Raw genomic sequence first — 18568 nt, forward strand, 5'->3', positions numbered from 1 at the left:
TGGAGCCGTATGGTTTGAGATCCGTTGACGTTGCGAATAACCTGAAAGTTAGTTCGAGCAAATTCAGCTACTTAATTAATGAAAAATCGGCAGTTTCGTCAATCGTGGCCTTTAAACTCTCGAAGGTTTTTGGACGAAGCCCCGAGAGCTGGATGGCAATGCAGCGTAATTACGATTTGTGGAAAGTTAAGCAAAAATCAACTGCAGCGTTATAAATCATAGGATTCTATTAGTCCGCTCCCAACCGAAAACTGACAGCCCGCTAGTCATGAGCCATAACCCTTTCGCAAAACAAGCAAGGTTTATAGCCGGAATCATCATCCTAAGCGCCGACACGCAGCATCAACCGCAACCACAAACTAAGTTTTTCAATAAAATTCAATAAATTAGTAATGCCTGTAAACGGGTGAAGTATTTTCGGATTGCGTCATCTTATGAGTGCTAAACGAGTATTAAATTGATAAGTTATGATTAAACCTCAGTGACAATTTATGGTGAACCGACAGTCTGGAGTCTGTCTAACTCTGTCGCATCTGCGAACTGTGCTCGGGCGTCGTCGGTCATGCGTATTTGAAACTCATCTCCCGCTCTGGTGATCTTCATAATGCCACGCTCACTCATGTCGCAAAGGCGGCGCAGAAGAGATACCTTACCAAACTTCTGCATGAGTGCAGCGGCGTAGCCACGGGATTCATAAGTGCTTTCCATTAGGGAGAATGCGCCAGTTTGATTCAGCGGTGTAAGGGTTCGGGGACAACCCGGTTCCATCCCCAGCACATCAGGTGGAAAGATTGCCCGACATTTTCACTGTCATCGAACTGGGTCGGGGCATGTATGCCCCAATAGTCCATCGTTCGGACCACTTCGATGAACAAGACAAACCGGCTCATGTTGTCGCTCGGCAATTGTTTGAGAATAGTTGCGACTTGGGCCTCGGCCAACCTTCTAAGAGCTTGTGCATTGGAGTCGGTCACAGTTCAAACTCAAGGTGGGTCATTAATCTTGTCAAGCAGCAGAGCCGCGATGGCAATGCAAACTAATACAGATTTTGCGGTTATAGTCCAGTCCTTCTATGGCACTCATAAAAAAAAGGGGGGCGCTTTGGGCACAAGTGAGTTCAAAAGCATGCCGTACATTAAATTCAATTTTTAAGACCGCTTTTGACCGTTATGCGACGTGATTATCCTGAAGCAATTTTCAATGTATTCAAATGGGTCCATTTGTACCCAAAGCGAATATTTGGAATCAACAAAGAACCGTCATCTGGGAATACTTAGTTGAGTTTTTCTTTTAGCGCGTTATGTTGTAATGTATGGCTAATTGCATTAGATACGTTTGTGGAAAATAAATATCATTAATTCATCTCGGACAGATTTAGTCAATTTTAGCAGTGTCGATATAAGTGTTCGATTGGTCTTGGGCTGATGCCTATCAGCGCCATGGCTATGAGTACTATCCCAAATGGATTAATGCCATTCCTTTTACGCCCTGTTTTGGGCCGCGCTGGCTACAAGATAGCGGCGCGGACATTAATAATGCTGAGGTGTTGGCGGCTATAAATGCGATGACTTCTAGCAAACAGATATCGAGCTGGCATTGCCTTTTTCCGCCAGAGGCGCAGGCGCAGGCCTTGGAAGCTGAGTCTATGCACCTGCGCTTGGGTTGTCAGTTTCACTGGTTTAATCGCCATTACGCACACTTCGATGATTTTTTGGCGACCATGCAATCGCGCAAGCGTAAAAATATTGTGAAAGAGCGGCGCCAGGTGCGCGAACAGTCCATCCACTTTAAAACTCTCGAAGGCAGCATGCTGACCGAGGCTCACATGGCTTTGTTTTATCAGCTCTATTGCACCACCTATTTAAAGCGCAGCGGCCATAAGGGCTATTTGACTGAACTTTTCTTTCAGCAGGTTCGTGCGCATATGGCTGAGCAATTACTGTTAATTCTGGCCTATAAAATTAATTCGGACGGTTTGGAAGTACCTGTTGCGGGGTCACTTTACCTGCGTGATAGCACCACACTTTATGGTCGTTATTGGGGGTGTTTTGATGAATATAATTTTTTGCATTTTGAAACCTGCTACTACCAGGGAATTGATTATGCTATAGCAAATGGCCTGCAGCGATTTGATGGTGGCGCGCAAGGGGAGCATAAGTTAGCGCGAGGCTTCGAGCCGCAAATTACCTATTCAACACATTACCTATATCAATCACAATTTCATCATGCGATAGGTAACTTTGTGCGCGAAGAGGCGGAGACTATTAAGACTTATGCCCTACAGGCTGCGCAGAGCTTGCCCTTTAAGTCGTCGGAGGCTAATGGGGGTGAGTAGCGGCTCATTCGGTTATCGTATCGGGATCACTTAGTGGGAGTTATAGATAATAAAACATAAAAAACCCAGCAAGCGTTGCTGGGTTTTTTTATGTCTCGAATAGCTATGTTGTAGCTAGTTGTTAAGCGTGGGGATTTATACTTTGAAGCTGTCGATTTGTTTTTTCAGTTCGCCCGTTTCACGATTTAGGCGGTTGCCACTTTCGTTGACGACTTGAGCATTTTCGGCGACGCGTTCAGACAACCCGTGAATAGCGGTAATGTTTTTACTGACCTCATTCACGACGGTGTTTTGTTCATGAGATGCGGTGGCGATTTGATGATTCATATCATTAATGGTGCTGATGTTTGCGCGGATTTTATCCAAGGCACCACCAACACGAGAGGCGGTATCTATAGTATCCCGTGCCGCTGCAGTACTGGTGCTCATGGCTTGGTGAGCTTCATCGGCCGCGCGTTGTAACTGCACGATAATCAATTCAATTTCTTCAGTGGAGGCGCGTGTTTTTTGCGCGAGTGAGCGAACTTCATCCGCTACTACCGCAAAGCCGCGACCTTGTTCACCTGCCCGTGCTGCCTCAATGGCGGCATTAAGTGCAAGTAGGTTAGTTTGTTCTGCAATGGTACGGATTACTTCCATTACTGAACCAATATTGACGGAGCTGTCTTTTAATACTTGGATTTTTTGCGCAGTTGATTCGATTTGGCTTGTTAGGCGGTTAACATTGTCGAGCGACAGGCTAACAATTTTATTGCCCTCCTCTGCGAGTACGCTGGTGGCGGTGGTGCGTTCGGCGGTATCGCCTGCGTGGCGCGCAATCTCATTGGCTGATGCCGAAAGTTCTTCAACGGCGGTGGCAACCAATTCAATTTCGCGCAGTTGCTGTGCAGTAGAGCTAACTGTACTTTCTGTGGCAGCACCCATGGTGCTGACATTAGAGCGTACATTCTCATTCACATCGACAACATTGCGAATAATGCCGGAGATATGCTCCATTACACGATTGAAGTTGTGCGCCAGCGCAGCAATTTCATTTTGGCTGTGTGTGGGCAAGCGGCGAGTAAGGTCGCCACCACCATCGGCAATACTGGAAAGGGATAGGGTTACTTCTGCAACCGGTGCTAATACGAGGCTGCGCATAAGCAAATAAACACTAATCAAGCTGGCGGCTAAGAGTGCGATTACGGTGAACAAGGTAGTTTGCACTTGATCTGAGAGTGTTTTATGCATCTCTTCAGTCGTGAAGCTGATGTCATAGCTACCTATGTTGTTGCCATCATAGACAATGGGTAAGGCTTTGCGCTGCAATTGGCCTTCGCTGCGGTTATCGTCGGTTGCCTTGGCGAGTACTTGGCCGCGGTGATCAATCACATTAATTGAGGTGACGAGGCCAGTGTTGACCAGAGATTTTGAAATTGCTTCTACCTGTTGAAAATCATAGGCAAAAACAGCTTCCAATAATGAGCTGTTAGTGAGCTCTATAAGTGCGGCTATCTCTGCATTTAGCTTTTTCTCCAGTCCATTGGCAGCTATGCGGTAGTTTATAAAAGCAACTGCCGCGGCAATGATAACCATGGCCAGTGTAAGCACCAGCATGAGTTTTGTGAGTAAGGATTTTTGTACCATGTGTTCCCCCGAAAAATTCGGTTAGCTATCAAATATTCTTGTTATCACTATGCGCTTAGTGCGTTTGCATTTGTGTGAACGCGTGTAACTACATCTATAGCGGCTAGTTATCGAAATAATGCAGTACTTTTCATGATTTAAATGTAGTCCATCTTTTGGCTGCTGTGAGAATTCAGATCTTTTAACTAAAAATTATTGCTTAGACGCAGGTTAGTTATTTTACTTTTAGCTGTCTAATATGGCTGCGCTAAAGCTGTACAGAGCCTATTTTTAACACTGAAGCTTGAGTATAGACGCTGCTTTTAGATGTTGCAGGTGAAGTGGTGAAAGATAGGTAAAGAATTATTTAGGCGACACGCGTTCGTTAAATAATAGGTAATAAAACGGGAGAATTGGTCTGCACGAGGGGGGCAAATAGATTGGAATAGAGTGGGGGAGAGTAGAGTGCGCAGCCGCTGGTTTCAGCGGCTGCAGGTCTCGTTAATCGTCGCCATCAGTATCGGCATCGGAGCCAGATGCCATGCCAAGGTCTTTTAGTTTGCGGGTGAGGGTATTGCGGCCCCAGCCCAGCAAATTGGCAGCATCACGCTTGCGGCCCGCAGTGTATTTCAGCGCGGTTTCGATCAGTGCGCGTTCAAAGGTAGGTACGGCTTCGCTGAGTAGCTGGTGTTGGCCGCGTGCGAGGGCTTGGTCGGCCCAGTGGCGCAGGGCTTTTTCCCAGTCATCAGCAGGGGTGCTGGTGTCCTTGTGTTCAAGCAGCTCTGGCGGCAAGTCCTCTATATGTACTTCGCGCCCAGATGCCATTACGGTAATCCAGCGGCAGGTGTTTTCCAGTTGGCGCACATTGCCTGGCCATTGCAGCCCGCAGAAGTATTCTTCAGTTTCTGTCAGCAATACTTTGGGGTCGACATTTAATTCAGTCGCCGCTTTATGTAGAAAGAAGCGCGCCAGCTTAGGAATGTCTTCGCGACGGTTGGCTAGTTTAGGGATGTGAATACGAATAACATTTAAACGGTGAAATAAATCTTCACGGAAGCGGTTATCAGCTACCAAGGTTTCGAGATTTTGGTGCGTGGCTGCGATAATGCGCACATCTACCTTGACCGGTGTATGGCCGCCTACGCGATAAAATTCGCCATCTGCCAGCACTCGCAACAAGCGGGTTTGGGTTTCGGCGGGCATGTCACCAATTTCATCTAGAAAGAGTGAACCGCCATTGGCCTGTTCAAAGCGGCCTTGGCGCTGCGAAGCGGCGCCGGTAAAGGCGCCTTTCTCATGGCCGAAAAGTTCGGACTCCATCAAGTCTTTGGGAATGGCTGCCATATTCAGTGCGATAAAGGGCTCGTTGCGGCGCGGGCTGTGGCGGTGTAAAGCGCGTGCGACTAGCTCTTTACCGGTACCCGATTGGCCGTTAATCAATACGGTAATGTTCGATTGCGATAGGCGGCCAATTGCGCGGAAAACTTCCTGCATAGCAGGCGCTTCACCGATGATCTCGGTGTTGGTTTCTGGCTCAATACTGGTGCCGTGCTCGCTTTGTTGTTCCAGTGCATGTGCAAGTGCGCGCTGGGTTACAGCAACGGCATCATCGACATCAAAAGGCTTGGGGAGATATTCGAACGCGCCACCTTGATAGGCGGCTACCGCGCTGTCTAAGTCGGAGTGGGCGGTCATAATAATGATCGGAATATTCGGGTGAGTGCTGTGAAGATTGCTCAGCAGCGTCAAGCCATCAGTTCCGGGCATGCGAATATCGCTGATGATGGCATCGGGTACATCGCGGTTAAGCTGCCCCATGGCGCTGTCGCCTGAGTCAAACACCCGTGTTTCAATATTCGCTTGTTGCAGCGCCTTCTCCAGCACCCAACGGATAGAGCGGTCATCGTCGATAATCCAAACTTTATTAGACTTCTGCATATTGTGATTCCATGGGTAAGAAGAGCGAAAAGCGGGTTTTTCCCGGTTCGCTTTGGCACTCGATCAGGCCGTGATGTTGATGTATCAGGTGTTGCGAAATCGTAAGGCCTAAGCCAGTGCCTTCGGCGCGCCCGGAGATCATCGGGTAAAAAATGTTTTCAATCATCTCGCTGGGAATGCCAGGGCCGTTGTCGATGATATCGACGCGACAGACCAGCGCATGATGCTTGCGGCCAATGGTGTACTGGCGGTGAATGCGCGTACGCAGTTGTATTACGCCATTAACGACATGGGCTTCTAGCAGCGCCTGCATGGCATTGCGTACTATGTTAAGTAGCGCTTGAATTAACATTTCCTTATCGCCATGCATATTGGGAATGCTAGGGTCGTAGTCGCGTACAATCTTCAGTGCATCGCTATTTTCTGCCTTGATAATGCTGGTGACTCGCTCCAATGCTTCGTGAATATTGAGCGATTGCCACTGCGGTAACTGATTCGGGCCGAGCATACGGTCGACCAAATTGCGCAGGCGGTCAGCCTCATCGATGATGACACTGGTGTATTCGGTCAAATCGGAGTTGGGTAATTCGCGTGCTAACAACTGTGCCGCACCGCGTATGCCGCCGAGTGGATTTTTGATTTCATGGGCCATGCCGCGCACGAGGTTGCGGGTGGTTTCATGGGAGCTGGCGAGCATCTCTTCGCGACTGATGCGCAGCAGGCGGTCGATAGGCTGTATTTCGATTATCAAGCCTTCATGGTCGCCAAAAGGTGTCACGGTATAATCCACGGTAATGTGGCCGCCACTGAGTAGATGCCACTCTGCGTGGCGCTTGGTGTAGTGATTCGCTTGCGCCGCCGCTATTTTGAGTTGGCGATCGGTCTCTTCCGCTTCGTGGAAAAAATAGGTAATGGGCTCGCCCGTATTGCTCTCACAGCTCATGGCAAGGAGCGCCTCGGCGGCGGGGTTCATATGGCATAGCAGCAGCTCGCTATCCACCAGAATAATGGCGGTGCTGAGGCTGTCTAATATAGGTTTATAAATGTCGCGCGGACTCACCGGTTACTCGTCTCCTGAGCGCCTCTACAATGGGCATATTGAAATATGCAAAAACTAAACCAACTCAAAAAAGGAGCTTGCTTCGCGGCTTTAGTAGCATTATAGAGGGTAAAGGTGATGGATCAGTGAAATCATTGCGCCAATATGGTGCGGCTAATTTGCCTTGGGTTTAATTGGTGCAGCTTTTTGGACGGTGGGGCGAATAATGTTCACGATGGTGGGGGTAGATATGCCCAATGATTGACCATTCGAGTTGATGGCTTCAACGACAAGCGTGTGGCTACCGCGCGGTGCATCTTTCACCACAATATTGTTCATTTGGCTTTCTTCTAATAGCTCGCCGTCCATAAAGTACACAAGCAAGTGTTCGTTGCCAAGCTCTGGGTTGACTTGTACTGCTATGGCAAGGTCGCGCTGCCCTGGCGGTATGGTTACATCACTTTTGGGGCTGATGATTCTAATCTCGTACTGGGTTGAGTCTATATTGTTGCGGCGCTGTGGGGGGGTGGCATTTGCGTCTGGGGTGATGCTGGGGGTGGTATTGATTTCTTTTAGCTGAATTTTTTCAGCATCATTGGATTTTGGGCTGTCGGTGTACACGACGTTACCGTTCTTGTCGTGGGTTTTATAGATATCCGCGAGTGCGCCCTGCGCTATTAATAGCGCTATCAATAAGATTATTCGCATAGGCCTATCCTCATGTTGTTAGCTGCAGGTTACTCCTGCTGGCACCAAAGAAAAAGCCCGCAGTGTTAAGCTGCGGGCTTTTTCGTCAGGTTGTGCGGTGTGCTGCGCGTGCAGCTAGTCACCGCTCCCTGGGTATGACTTACACGCTGTAGTAAAGTTCGAATTCTACTGGGTGCGGAGTCATGTTAACGCGTTGAATCTCTTGTTTCTTCAGGTCAACGTAAGCGTCGATGAAGTCTTTAGAGAATACACCGCCAGCCAACAAGAAGTCATGGTCAGCTTCAAGTGAAGCCAAAGCTTCTTCCAAAGATGAGCACACTTGTGGGATCAAAGCCTCTTCTTCTGGCTCTAAGTCATACAAGTCTTTAGTCGCTGCTTCACCCGGATGAATCTTGTTCAGAACACCGTCAATACCCGCCATCAACAAGGCTGCGAAGCACAGGTATGGGTTAGCAGTTGGATCTGGGAAGCGAGTTTCAATACGTTTTGCTTTCTCACCAACGGTGTAAGGAATACGGATTGAAGCAGAGCGGTTACGCGCAGAGTAAGCCAACATTACTGGAGCTTCAAAGCCTGGAACCAAACGCTTGTAAGAGTTGGTAGACGCATTACAGAAAGCATTCAATGCTTTAGCGTGCTTGATGATACCGCCCACGTAGAACAAAGCAGTTTCAGACAAACCAGCGTAAGCGTCGCCTGCGAATTGGTTTTTACCGTTCTTAGAGAAAGACTGGTGAACGTGCATACCTGAACCGTTATCGCCAATCAAAGGCTTCGGCATAAAGGTCGCAGTTTTGCCGTACTGGTGCGCAACGTTGTGTACGCAGTACTTCAGAATTTGAACTTCGTCGGCTTTCTTAACCAGAGTGTTAGCACCTACGCCAATTTCACATTGGCCAGCGTTTGCAACTTCATGGTGATGAATTTCAATTTCCAAGCCCATAGCTTCCATGGCATTACACATAGCGCCACGGATGTCGTGCAATGAGTCAACAGGAGCAACTGGGAAGTAACCGCCTTTAACGCGTGGTGCGTGGCCGTGTTTACCTTCAACGTCATCGCCTGATGACCAAGCAGCTTCTTCAGATTTGATTTTGTAGAACGCGCCGCCCATTGAGCTGTGGAAATGAACGCTATCGAAGATAAAGAATTCTGGCTCTGGACCAAACAAAGCAACATCGCCCAAACCGGTAGACTTCAAGTACTCTTCAGCGCGCAGGCCGATAGAGCGTGGGTCGCGGTCGTAGCCTTGCATGGTTGCTGGCTCAACGATGTTACAGCGAACATTGATGGTCGCTTCGTCGTAGAAAGGATCCAAAACGGCAGTTTCATCATCAGGCATAAGAATCATGTCTGAGTCGTTAATGCCTTTCCAGCCACCGATAGATGAGCCGTCAAACATTTTACCGTCAACGAAGAAGCTGTCGTTTACAACGTTTGAAGGGAAAGTAACGTGTTGCTCTTTGCCTTTAAAGTCGGTGAAGCGCAAGTCGATCCAGCGAGCTTCGTGTTCTTTAATCAAGTCTAAAGTCTTAGACATGGAATGCCTCCAGGTTGTAATAGCCGCAGGGCTACGGGATTGAGAAAGTTATTGCATTATGAGTAGACAGCTTGGTAGACCAGCGACTATTCGAATTATTTCCCTCGTTCTACCTCGGCTCGCGCTCTAAGGGAGTTCGACGAGAGCAGGGTGTCAGAAATAGGGCAAAACTTATGCCATCTAAAAAAAATAGCAGCAGCCGTGTGAAAATAAGCTGTTGCGGCCAAAGTAAGCTGCATGTGTTAATATTTTTGCTCTTTTTTGGTGCATTAATAATGCGGATTGCACTATTTCTGCGCCTTCACGGGCGTGCCTCGTTTAGATGCACAAATGGCCTCGGCATGTTAAGCCATAGCCCTGCGCAGGGCTAGGGATTAAGTGATGATCACAATAAAATTTTGCCCTTCAAGGGAACTCGCTGCATATTTAAGGTGTACTGATTATGCCACCCGTTAATGGCTGCAACAGATGCTCATAGTGAAAAATTATCCAAGTCTGATTGCGCTGTCGTGTGCTGTACAGTAAAAAGCGGGGCGCTAGCGTGGTTTATTGCAGGGCAGTATAAATTTATAGGCCCATTAATGTTTTATCGACGGGTTTACATACTAAGGACTTAAGGTTGTCAGATGACGCACACTATGAACGTGACAGAAATTTTCTTAATCGCCATGATTATTATTTTCACCATTCCCTATTTAATCTGGCGTTTGGGGTGTATTGATTATTGGGCACCTTTGGTGGTAGTTCAGATAATCATGGGCATAGTCTTAGGGCCTGGCGTGCTAGGAGCCGTGTTCCCCGACTACTACCAATTTGTCTTTAATCAGCCAGTGATACAGTCGCTTAATGGAATTGCCTGGTGGGCGGTGATGATCTTTGTGATGATTGCCGGCGTTGAGTTGGATTTAAAAAAAGTCTGGGAGTACAAGCGTGAAAGCGGGATTACTGCAGGTTTGGCGCTAGGCACGCCGCTATTGTTTGGTTGTGGTGCCGGCGTATTTTTACTTTATTTTAGCGATGGCTGGATGGGTGACAAAGGCATGCCTTGGCAATTTGTTCTCGGTGTGGGTATGTCCTGCGCGGTAACCGCGCTGCCTATACTGATACTGCTTATGGAAAAATTGAATATTTTACGGCAGCCCATTGGTCAGCGTATTTTGCGCTATGCCAGCTTAGACGATATAGCAATTTGGGGTGTGTTGGCGCTGATCTTGCTCGATTGGGAGCGCGTAACTCGACAGGGTATGTTCTTGGTGGGCTTTGCTATTGCCGCTTATTTATTTCGTAAGCTAATGATCAGATTAAAAGATGATGATCGCTGGTATGTAATCTTTATTTGGTTAGGTGTATGCGGCTATTTTGCAGACTGGTCTGGATTGCATTTTATGGTGGGCGCATTCCTCGCGGGCGCGGTGATGGATGCAGAATGGTTTAAGCAGGAGGATATGGATAAGCTGCGCTATTTTGTGTTACTGATTGTTATGCCGGTATTCTTCCTGAGTACTGGGCTGCGCACCAATTGGCAAGTGGGTGGCGTAACGGTGTTTATTGCGGCCGCTGTACTGTTAGTTGCCTCTGTGGCAGGTAAGCTGGCAGGAATTCATATCGCAGGCAAGATTCTTAAGTGGGAAAAAGGCGAAGCGTCCATTATTGGCTGGTTGCTGCAAACCAAAGCGCTGATTATGATCATTTTTGCAAACGTCTTGTTGGACAAGCAAATTATTACCAGTGAAACTTTTACTGCACTATTAATTATGGCGGTTCTCAGCACTATGCTGACAGTGCCCATGGTGGCGCCAAAACTAGCGCGCATGAAAGAGCTTATTTTTCGGACGAAATAGCTTTTTATTTTAATAAAGAAGATTCTATGCAACTGTATATCAAGCGGTTATTGTTGCTGTTTTGTGTTGCCACGCTGGCGGCATGCAGTAGTAATCGCGTGCTGCTTGATACATCCAGTACGCAACCAATAACGACGGCCTCGCTCTCGCAACTCGATGTGGGCAGTAGGCTGGTGGTAACCCTATTCAATGAAAGCGAGCAGGTAAAAGGTAAACTCCTTGGCGTTGATGGAGACAGCTTGAAATTAGACGGGCCGAAACGACAAAATGGATCTGTCTCAGCAGATATCATCATTGCGTTAAAAGATATTCAGCGATTAGAGCAGCGGCACTTTAGCTGGGTAAAAAATAGCTTTCTGGTATCGGGGATTCTGTTGGTGATGGCTGCGGCAAGCGTTAAAAACTCAGTAGATAAGATTGGTCTAGGCTGCTCTGTCCCTTGCATGGGGCCGCCGTCTTCGAGTGCTTCGTCACAATAAACTTTTATAAGTAGGTTACAGAATGTTAACGATGCTAGAACAAACAAGGTAATGTTTCAGAGGCTCTCTCGCAGGTTGTTGAAAACTATCTGCATTGTCGCTGTGTCGTTAAAAAATGCTCAAAAGCTGCGGGAGCAGTCTGAAGGCTGAACTGCGGGGGTACGGTGAGTGATTTATTTCAATGAACTCCGCTTTTAAGTCGCCTGCTTTTGCCTGAGATCACTGCCTTGAAAACGTTTTTCAGCAGCCTGCAAGCTTGATGGTTTTTCAACAATACTGTTTATTAGTGTTAATTTTTCTGCGTACACGGTGCGCTATCAAGGCGAAGGTTTATGACGCTCATCGAACTTCGCTATTTGACCGCGCTCGCTGAAGAGTGTCATTTTGGCCGCGCCGCTGCGCGCCTTGGTGTTAGCCAACCAGCCTTAAGCAGTGCGTTGCGTAAGCTGGAGGATAGCTTGGGCTATGCACTGTTTGAGCGCAGTCGTCAGGGGGCGAGGCTCACGGCTGCGGGCGCGCCGTTGGTACTGCAGGCTGAGCGAATTCTTGCACAGGTTGAGCAGTTGCAAGTGCTTGCGCAACAGGATCAGGAACAGTTGCGCGCGCCGATTGTATTGGGTACCCCTTCATCTCTTGGTCCTTATCTCTTACCGCAATTGTTAATGCAATTAAGCGATTACTGGAACCTAGCCGACTTTAGCTTAGTGGAGGCAACACAAGCCGAGCTGAGGGTAAAGTTAATGAATGGTGATTTGGATGCGGCATTATTGGTGCAGGAAACGAATTCATCGGTAGCTATTAGTAAAGAGTTGGTAAGTCTGCCGCTGTTTAGTGAGCCTTTAGGGCTTTTGGCGACGGTAGAGCATCCCTTTGCTGCTTGCAGCGCGATAAGCCTTGCGCAGCTGCAGCATGAGCAGCTTTTGTATGTGGCTGCTGAACCGGCGTTAGTCACTGTGCTCCCCGCTATTTTAACGCCCAAGCTACAGCCCTGCAGCAGCTTAGAGAGCCTGCATCAGCTAGTTCTTGCAAGCCGAGGTTTGGGCGTGGTTCCGGCGCTTGTTGCTGGCGTTTGGCTTACGCAATCACCGCGCTTGGTGTTGCGGCCATTGCTGCCCGCACTGCCGGAGCGACACTGGTCGCTGGCCTGGCGCTCAACCTATCCGCGCCATAAAGTCATTGACCGCTTGCAGCAAGCCTTGCAGGCTGCAGTTAGTTGGCAATTAAGCTCGCTAATTCAGGGTGCACAAATTCCCTTGGCGCAGGATCATGGCGACTGGTGATTATTAGCCTTACCTCATATTAATTCTCAGCGGGTGTTACTGCGAACTTTATGTCGATCAACCCCTTACAAAAAATAGTCATTCTTGGTGGCGGCAGCGCGGGCTGGATCGCAGCGGCCATGCTGGCTCATCAATTGCGTAGCGACCTCTATCAAATTGAGTTGGTGGAGTCAGCGGATATCAGCACTATTGGCGTGGGCGAATCTACCCTGCCACCTTTTGTGCAGCTTTTGCAGCGCTTGGGTATAGATCAGCAGGATTTTATTCAAGCAACTCAAGCCTGTTTCAAATTGGGAATAAAATTTGTCGATTGGCGCCAGCGTCAACACAGCTTTTTTCACCCATTTGGTGCCATAGGTGCGCCCATTGCCAATCAAGACTTTTTTCAATGCTGGCTTAAAGCCAAACAATATGGCGATGAATCTGAATTGCAGGATTTTTCGCCCGCGGCTGTCATGGCGAGCCAGCAGCGCTTTTTCCCGCCCGCGCAACTGCGCCAAAGTCCTATCGGCAGCGCTAACTTTGCGATTCACTTGGATGCTAAAAAAGTCGCTAATTATTTGCGCGACTATAGCGTGGCGCGGGGTGTTATTCACACGCAGGGTACAGTGGCGCAGGTGCGCAAAAATGCGGAGCGCATAGAGAGTTTGGGGTTGAGTGATGGCCGTGACATTGGCGGTGATTTCTTTATCGACTGCTCTGGTTTTAGCGCTAAATTAATTGAGCAGGCCCTGCAGGCAGGGTTTGATGATTGGTCCGACCTTTTACCCTGTGATCGCGCGCTGGTAGTGCGCACTGAGGCACAGCCGGAAACTCTCGCATTCACCACCGCTACGGCACACAAATTTGGTTGGAGTTGGCGTATACCGCTGCGCAAGAGTCTCGGTCACGGCTATGTGTACGCCAGCCGTTATTGCAGCGATGCAGAGGCTAAAACTGCCTTAATGCGCCAGTTGGATCGCCCGCGTATTAGCGATCCGCAGTTGATTCCTTTTAGTTGCGGTAAGCGACGCGCTATTTGGAAAAGCAACTGCGTCGCCCTAGGTTTAGCTGCAGGTTTTATTGAGCCGCTGGAGTCCACCTCTCTTCATTTAATTGTGCGTGGTATGGAATATTTACTGCGCTACTTTCCTGATCGCGACTGCGACCCGAGTTTACAACGTGAGTACAACCGGCGTATGGCTGCAGATTTCACTGAAGTACGCGATTTTATTTTGTTGCACTATTGGAGCTCCCAGCGCGACGACAGTCCGTTTTGGCGTAGCTTTAAAACGCGCCCCTTGCCTGAATCACTGCAGGAGCGCATCGAGCTGTTTCGCGCTCATGGCATATTGCGTGATGGTGCAGATGAGTTATTTCGTAGCACGAGTTGGCAGTCAGTATTTGAAGGTATGGGAATTCGCCCCGCCAAATATTGCCCACGGGTCGACAATCTGGAGCTGGATACTATAGTGCAGCAACTGCAAGTAAGTAAGCGTGCGCTGGCGGAGATGATTCAGGCATTGCCAAGCCACGATGCCTATTTGCAAAAAAATTATCGCTAGCGATTCCTGACGCCCTGTTTTACTTTATGCGTTGATAGATCGTTTTAGTTGCTACCGCTGATGTGAATTTTCATTGCTAGGCTAGTTAAGTGCCCGTAATTTCCGATCCGCCCTGTAAATCAAATCGGTTTTGTAAATGGGTCCTATAAATTGGCCTACTCATCAGTCCCGCTAGAGGAAATCACTTATGTCTGAATTTGGTGCTGCACCGAGCGGGACGCTCGCACTTCAAACCATAACCATGCCCGCCGATACCAATCCGTTTGGCGATGTATTTGGCGGCTGGGTGATGGGGCAAATGGACATGGCTGGGGCAATTCACGCCAACGATATTGCCCATGGCCGCGTTACCACTGTCGCCGTGAGCGGTATGGTATTTATGCGCCCTGTGCCAGTGGGGGCGGTGATTAGCTGCTACACCAGCACCCTTAAAATCGGCAACACCTCCATCCGTGTAAAGGTGGAGGTGTGGGTAAAAGACTTTCTCACCCAGCAGGTCACACAAGTGACGCAAGGTGAGTATGTGTATGTAGCGCTCGACGAGCTGGGGCACAAGCGGGCAGTGCTGTTGAAGGCCTAAACTGCCGTCTATTCACGCGAAAAGCATCACAAAACTTGCGTAAATCCAATCATTCCACACTAAAAATCCGATCATAATGGCGGCTGTCAGTTGAGCGCGGCCGCAACTATGGTTTCTATCCTATTGATAAATATCAACAATTTATCAATTGCTGCTCTAAATTGGCGTCTAGTGTTTCATCAGCGCGCCAACGCCCTCTTGCTGTAATTTAAAACCATTGCTGCTATCTTCTAGCTCCTACTGGTTCTGCCAGTTACCTATTTTAATTAGCTACTGAGGCTCGCGATGCTCAAGGATTCCCGCCAAGGTTTTGGATTGATTAGCATTTTGATTCACTGGATCAGTGCTGTTTTGATTGTTTTTCTGTTTGGTCTTGGCATCTACATGCGCAGCTTGGGCTACTACGACGACTGGTATCACAAGGGGCCAGAGCTGCATATCAGCTTGGGCCTAGCGTTGTTTTTTATTATTTTAGTGCGCATCAGTTGGCGCGCTAGCAGCGCGACGCCCGTCGAACTTTCTGCGCACAAGGCATCTAACCTTGCAGCGAAACTGTTAAAACTAGCGCTCTATGGTTTGTTGTTTGTAGTGCTGCTCAGCGGTTATTTGATTACCACGGCTGAAGGCGTAGCGGCCAATATGTTTAATCTCGTTAAAATTCCCGCGCTGGTTGAATTGAGCGCAAGCAATGTAGACCTTGCCGGCGAGCTGCATGAAATTCTAGCTTGGGCCATTATTATTCTCGCGGCGCTGCATGCAGGCGCGGCACTTTTACATCACTTTGTCATGCGCGACCGCACCCTGGTGCGCATGCTAAAACCGGTCAAAAAATCTGATTAGTGTTGTGTCATCGTTTTAACCCAATCCCTTGTTAAGGAGAGTTTTTATGTTAAATCTCAAAAAATCTTTAGTTACGCTAGCGGTAAGCAGTATCGGTATCATGAGTTTGCCTGCATTGGCGGCTGATTATGTTGTAGACACCAAAGGCGCACACGCCTCTATTAACTTTGCGGTTAAGCACTTGGGCTACAGTGTGTTGACCGGTCGTTTCGATACCTTTTCGGGCGATTTTAGCTACGACCCCGCTAAGCCAGAAGCGAGCAGCATTAGTATCAGCATTGATACCAACAGCGTGAACTCCAACCACGCCGAGCGCGATAAGCATTTGCGCAGCCCCGATTTTTTAAACGTTGAAAAATTCCCCAAAGCAACCTTCGTGAGCAAGAAAGTGGTTGTGGATGCAGACAACAAAGAATCGTTTGATTTGGTGGGCGACCTCACCCTTAACGGCGTGACCAAAAGCGTTACTATCGATGTTGAAAAAGTGGGCGAAGGTAAAGATCCATGGGGCGGCTACCGCGCAGGCTTCTCGGGTTCAACCGAAATCACCATGAAAGATTTCAATATTAAAATGGACTTAGGTCCAGCATCGCAAACCGTTAAATTAGAATTGCATGTGGAAGGTGTGAAAAAGTAATTCTTTCGCTCCCATAGGCTCATCAAAAAGAGAGGCATTTGCCTCTCTTTTTTCGTTTAGGCTTAGCGGATTTATTTTGTGCGGCATTGCTGCCTTATTTTTTTATGGCTAGACTGCAGTTGCTCGCGTTACTTGCCGTATTCAGTGAATAACCCTTAATGACTCAAAACCTCACGGAAGAAGTTTTCACAACAAGGAAACCTTATGACTACGCCGCTCGCTATTTTACAAAACACCTTTAAATTATCTGATTTTCGCCCCGGCCAAACGCAGGTGATTGATGCCTTGCTGCAGGGTCACTCTGCCTTGGCGGTATTCCCCACTGGCGGCGGCAAAAGCCTCTGTTATCAGTTGCCTGCGCTCTTACTTGAGGGGGTGACGCTGGTAGTGTCGCCCTTGATTGCGTTGATGAAAGATCAGGTTGATGCCTTGCAAAAATTGGGGGTGAGCGCTGCGCGTTTGGATTCGTCGCTCAGTAAAGAAGAAACCCAAAATATTTATACTTCGCTGCAAAACGGCAGTTTAAAACTGCTGTATGTGTCGCCCGAACGGTTAAAGAATGAACGCTTCGTGGCGCGATTAAAACATCTGCGCATTAGTTTAATGGCGATAGATGAAGCTCACTGTATCTCCGAGTGGGGTCACAATTTTCGCCCAGATTATTTAAGCCTTGCAGGTATTGCTAAAAACCTGCGCGCCGAGCGAGTGCTTGCGTTAACGGCGACTGCAACGCCGAGTGTGGCAGCGGATATATGCAAACAGTTCGCTATAGCCGCGGCTGACCATATTCAAACCAGTTTTGCACGCCCCAATTTGCAGTTGCGCGTAACTCCCTGCACACCAGAGTCGCGTTTGGAATTTCTACTGGCGCGCTTGCACAAACATCCGCGTGATGCGGGCACCATTATTTATGTCACCCTGCAAAAAACTGCACAGGAAGTTGCCGATGCAATTAGTGCCGCTGGTCTAAGTGCAGCTTTTTATCACGCCGGTTTAAAAGACGATGAGCGCGAGCTGGTGCAAAACCGTTTTATGAGCGGTGAAGTACCTATAGTGGTTGCCACCATCGCCTTTGGTATGGGTATAGATAAAAGTAATATCCGTGCGGTTTACCATTTCAACTTACCCAAATCGATTGAAAACTACGTGCAGGAAATTGGTCGCGCTGGCCGCGATGGCTTGCCCTCACTGTGCGAAATGTTAGCGGTAGGCGAAGATATTCGCGTGTTAGAGAACTTCACCTACGGCGATACACCCAGCGCGGAAAGTTTGCGTGCGCTGGTAGAGTATTTGTTGGCGTTTGACGAGCCCTTTGATATTTCCACCTACGAACTTTCGCAGCGTTTTGATTTGCGCCCACTGGTGTTAAATACCGCGCTGACCTATTTAGAGCTACAGGGTGTTATCAGCGCGCTAAGTCCGTTTTATACCGAATATAAAATTCAGTTTGTGCAGCCGCGCGAGCAAGTGCTGGCGCAGTTTGATCCAGCGCGCGCGGAATTTTTGCAGCGGCTGTTTAGCGCCGGGCGCATGGGGCGCAAGTATTTAAGTTTGGATATGCTCACCATCGCCGAGCAGTTGCAGGAGCCGAAGGAACGTATTGTGAAGGCGTTGGATTACTTAGCGGAGCAGGGCGCTATTGAGTTAAATGTCGCCAATTTGCGCCACGCATTTCAACACAATCACACCATTAGCACACCGACGCAGAAGGATGAACTCTGCCATATCCTCAATGAATTATTTGCCCAGCGCGAAGCGCGCGATATAGAACGTATAAACAGCCTATTGGCGTTTGCCAATAATCCCGCCTGCCTCAGTCAGCAATTGCTTGCGTATTTTGGTGAGATGGGAGCTGCGCCCTGCGGTATCTGCAATCACTGTCGTCAACCGAATACACAAGCTGTGGCCGCCCCGCCAATGGTCGCGTTATCGCCTGCAGCGACTAAACTCATAAGCCAACTGCAATCTGAGCAGCATCAAGCGCTGACACAGCCACGGCAATTGGCGCGCTTTCTATGTGGTTTGCCTAGCCCAGCGACCAGTCGCTCCAGTTTGAAAAGTCATTCTAGTTTTGGTGCTCTTGCGGATTGTGGCTTTCAGCTAGTGCTGGCGGCGATTAACAAAAATTGACTCCAAAAAACATCGTTAACGCGGTAACTTGCTCTTCAATCCAATATTTTGGCTCCAAGTGTTCAGCGCTGT

At 48.5% G+C, this 18568-nt stretch carries 15 protein-coding genes; 10 read left to right on the plus strand and 5 right to left on the minus strand.

From position 1 onward, the window contains the following. Positions 1-14: 14 nt before the first annotated feature. Both AC0KUT_RS01915 and AC0KUT_RS01920 read left to right on the plus strand, forming a co-directional pair. Entirely contained in the window at positions 15-215 is a 201-nt protein-coding gene (locus AC0KUT_RS01915) for a HigA family addiction module antitoxin (RefSeq protein WP_488833098.1), read from the plus strand. 1187 nt (positions 216-1402) lie between these two features. Next, a complete protein-coding gene (locus AC0KUT_RS01920; RefSeq protein WP_488833100.1) occupies positions 1403-2335 on the plus strand; it encodes a GNAT family N-acetyltransferase in 933 nt (310 codons plus the stop codon). Between the two features lie 135 nt (positions 2336-2470). Here the strand turns inward: AC0KUT_RS01920 and AC0KUT_RS01925 are convergent, their stop codons facing one another. From AC0KUT_RS01925 to glnA, 5 genes are all read right to left on the minus strand, one after another. Further along, positions 2471-3961 (minus strand): methyl-accepting chemotaxis protein, encoded by a 1491-nt coding sequence (locus AC0KUT_RS01925; RefSeq protein ID WP_488833101.1) that lies wholly within the window; start codon positions 3959-3961, stop codon positions 2471-2473. 480 nt (positions 3962-4441) lie between these two features. Next, the gene (gene ntrC / locus AC0KUT_RS01930; RefSeq protein WP_488833103.1) at positions 4442-5878 is read right to left on the minus strand and encodes a nitrogen regulation protein NR(I); all 1437 of its coding nucleotides are present in this window, start codon (positions 5876-5878) and stop codon (positions 4442-4444) included. Further along, positions 5865-6938 (minus strand): nitrogen regulation protein NR(II), encoded by a 1074-nt coding sequence (glnL, locus tag AC0KUT_RS01935; RefSeq protein WP_488833105.1) that lies wholly within the window; start codon positions 6936-6938, stop codon positions 5865-5867. Before glnL ends, ntrC begins: the two co-directional genes overlap by 14 nt. Positions 6939-7091: 153 nt before the next feature. After that, complete coding sequence (locus AC0KUT_RS01940; RefSeq protein WP_488833106.1) at positions 7092-7625, minus strand: DUF4124 domain-containing protein; 534 nt, start codon at positions 7623-7625, stop codon at positions 7092-7094. Positions 7626-7764: 139 nt separating this feature from the next. Next, the gene (gene glnA / locus AC0KUT_RS01945; RefSeq protein WP_488833108.1) at positions 7765-9165 is read right to left on the minus strand and encodes a type I glutamate--ammonia ligase; all 1401 of its coding nucleotides are present in this window, start codon (positions 9163-9165) and stop codon (positions 7765-7767) included. A gap of 626 nt (positions 9166-9791) precedes the next feature. On the opposite strand from glnA, the gene AC0KUT_RS01950 reads away from it, so the two are divergent. The 8 genes from AC0KUT_RS01950 to AC0KUT_RS01985 all read left to right on the plus strand — a co-directional run bounded on the left by AC0KUT_RS01950 (position 9792) and on the right by AC0KUT_RS01985 (position 18496). Beyond that, positions 9792-11006, plus strand: coding sequence for a cation:proton antiporter (locus tag AC0KUT_RS01950; RefSeq protein ID WP_488833109.1), 1215 nt, complete (start codon positions 9792-9794; stop codon positions 11004-11006). A gap of 26 nt (positions 11007-11032) precedes the next feature. Then, positions 11033-11485, plus strand: a complete 453-nt coding sequence (locus tag AC0KUT_RS01955) for a putative periplasmic lipoprotein (protein ID WP_488833111.1) — start codon at positions 11033-11035, stop codon at positions 11483-11485. A 332-nt stretch (positions 11486-11817) separates the two neighbouring features. Then, the gene (locus tag AC0KUT_RS01960) at positions 11818-12765 is read left to right on the plus strand and encodes a LysR family transcriptional regulator (protein WP_488833113.1); all 948 of its coding nucleotides are present in this window, start codon (positions 11818-11820) and stop codon (positions 12763-12765) included. 50 nt (positions 12766-12815) lie between these two features. After that, positions 12816-14309 carry a tryptophan halogenase family protein gene (locus tag AC0KUT_RS01965; RefSeq protein WP_488833114.1) on the plus strand — a complete coding sequence of 498 codons (1494 nt, stop codon included), beginning with the start codon at positions 12816-12818 and terminating at the stop codon, positions 14307-14309. 187 nt (positions 14310-14496) lie between these two features. Next, the gene (locus tag AC0KUT_RS01970) at positions 14497-14889 is read left to right on the plus strand and encodes an acyl-CoA thioesterase (RefSeq protein ID WP_488833115.1); all 393 of its coding nucleotides are present in this window, start codon (positions 14497-14499) and stop codon (positions 14887-14889) included. Between the two features lie 285 nt (positions 14890-15174). Continuing rightward, positions 15175-15729 carry a cytochrome b gene (locus AC0KUT_RS01975; protein WP_488833116.1) on the plus strand — a complete coding sequence of 185 codons (555 nt, stop codon included), beginning with the start codon at positions 15175-15177 and terminating at the stop codon, positions 15727-15729. 46 nt (positions 15730-15775) lie between these two features. Beyond that, complete coding sequence (locus AC0KUT_RS01980) at positions 15776-16366, plus strand: YceI family protein (protein ID WP_488833119.1); 591 nt, start codon at positions 15776-15778, stop codon at positions 16364-16366. Positions 16367-16570: 204 nt separating this feature from the next. Then, the gene (locus AC0KUT_RS01985) at positions 16571-18496 is read left to right on the plus strand and encodes a RecQ family ATP-dependent DNA helicase (protein WP_488833122.1); all 1926 of its coding nucleotides are present in this window, start codon (positions 16571-16573) and stop codon (positions 18494-18496) included. Positions 18497-18568: the final 72 nt, after the last annotated feature.

The organism is Cellvibrio sp. 25HG11W-0 (assembly GCF_057815475.1).

What these genes read in the sequence shown, in the direction of transcription:
- AC0KUT_RS01925 (WP_488833101.1), bottom strand. Translation starts at nt 3,961, where the DNA reads ATGGTACAAAAATCCTTACTCACAAAACTCATGCTGGTGCTTACACTG.
- ntrC (WP_488833103.1), bottom strand. Translation starts at nt 5,878, where the DNA reads ATGCAGAAGTCTAATAAAGTTTGGATTATCGACGATGACCGCTCTATC.
- AC0KUT_RS01940 (WP_488833106.1), bottom strand. Translation starts at nt 7,625, where the DNA reads ATGCGAATAATCTTATTGATAGCGCTATTAATAGCGCAGGGCGCACTC.
- glnA (WP_488833108.1), bottom strand. Translation starts at nt 9,165, where the DNA reads ATGTCTAAGACTTTAGACTTGATTAAAGAACACGAAGCTCGCTGGATC.
- AC0KUT_RS01950 (WP_488833109.1), top strand. Translation starts at nt 9,792, where the DNA reads ATGACGCACACTATGAACGTGACAGAAATTTTCTTAATCGCCATGATT.
- AC0KUT_RS01955 (WP_488833111.1), top strand. Translation starts at nt 11,033, where the DNA reads ATGCAACTGTATATCAAGCGGTTATTGTTGCTGTTTTGTGTTGCCACG.
- AC0KUT_RS01960 (WP_488833113.1), top strand. Translation starts at nt 11,818, where the DNA reads ATGACGCTCATCGAACTTCGCTATTTGACCGCGCTCGCTGAAGAGTGT.
- AC0KUT_RS01965 (WP_488833114.1), top strand. Translation starts at nt 12,816, where the DNA reads ATGTCGATCAACCCCTTACAAAAAATAGTCATTCTTGGTGGCGGCAGC.
- AC0KUT_RS01970 (WP_488833115.1), top strand. Translation starts at nt 14,497, where the DNA reads ATGTCTGAATTTGGTGCTGCACCGAGCGGGACGCTCGCACTTCAAACC.
- AC0KUT_RS01975 (WP_488833116.1), top strand. Translation starts at nt 15,175, where the DNA reads ATGCTCAAGGATTCCCGCCAAGGTTTTGGATTGATTAGCATTTTGATT.
- AC0KUT_RS01980 (WP_488833119.1), top strand. Translation starts at nt 15,776, where the DNA reads ATGTTAAATCTCAAAAAATCTTTAGTTACGCTAGCGGTAAGCAGTATC.
- AC0KUT_RS01985 (WP_488833122.1), top strand. Translation starts at nt 16,571, where the DNA reads ATGACTACGCCGCTCGCTATTTTACAAAACACCTTTAAATTATCTGAT.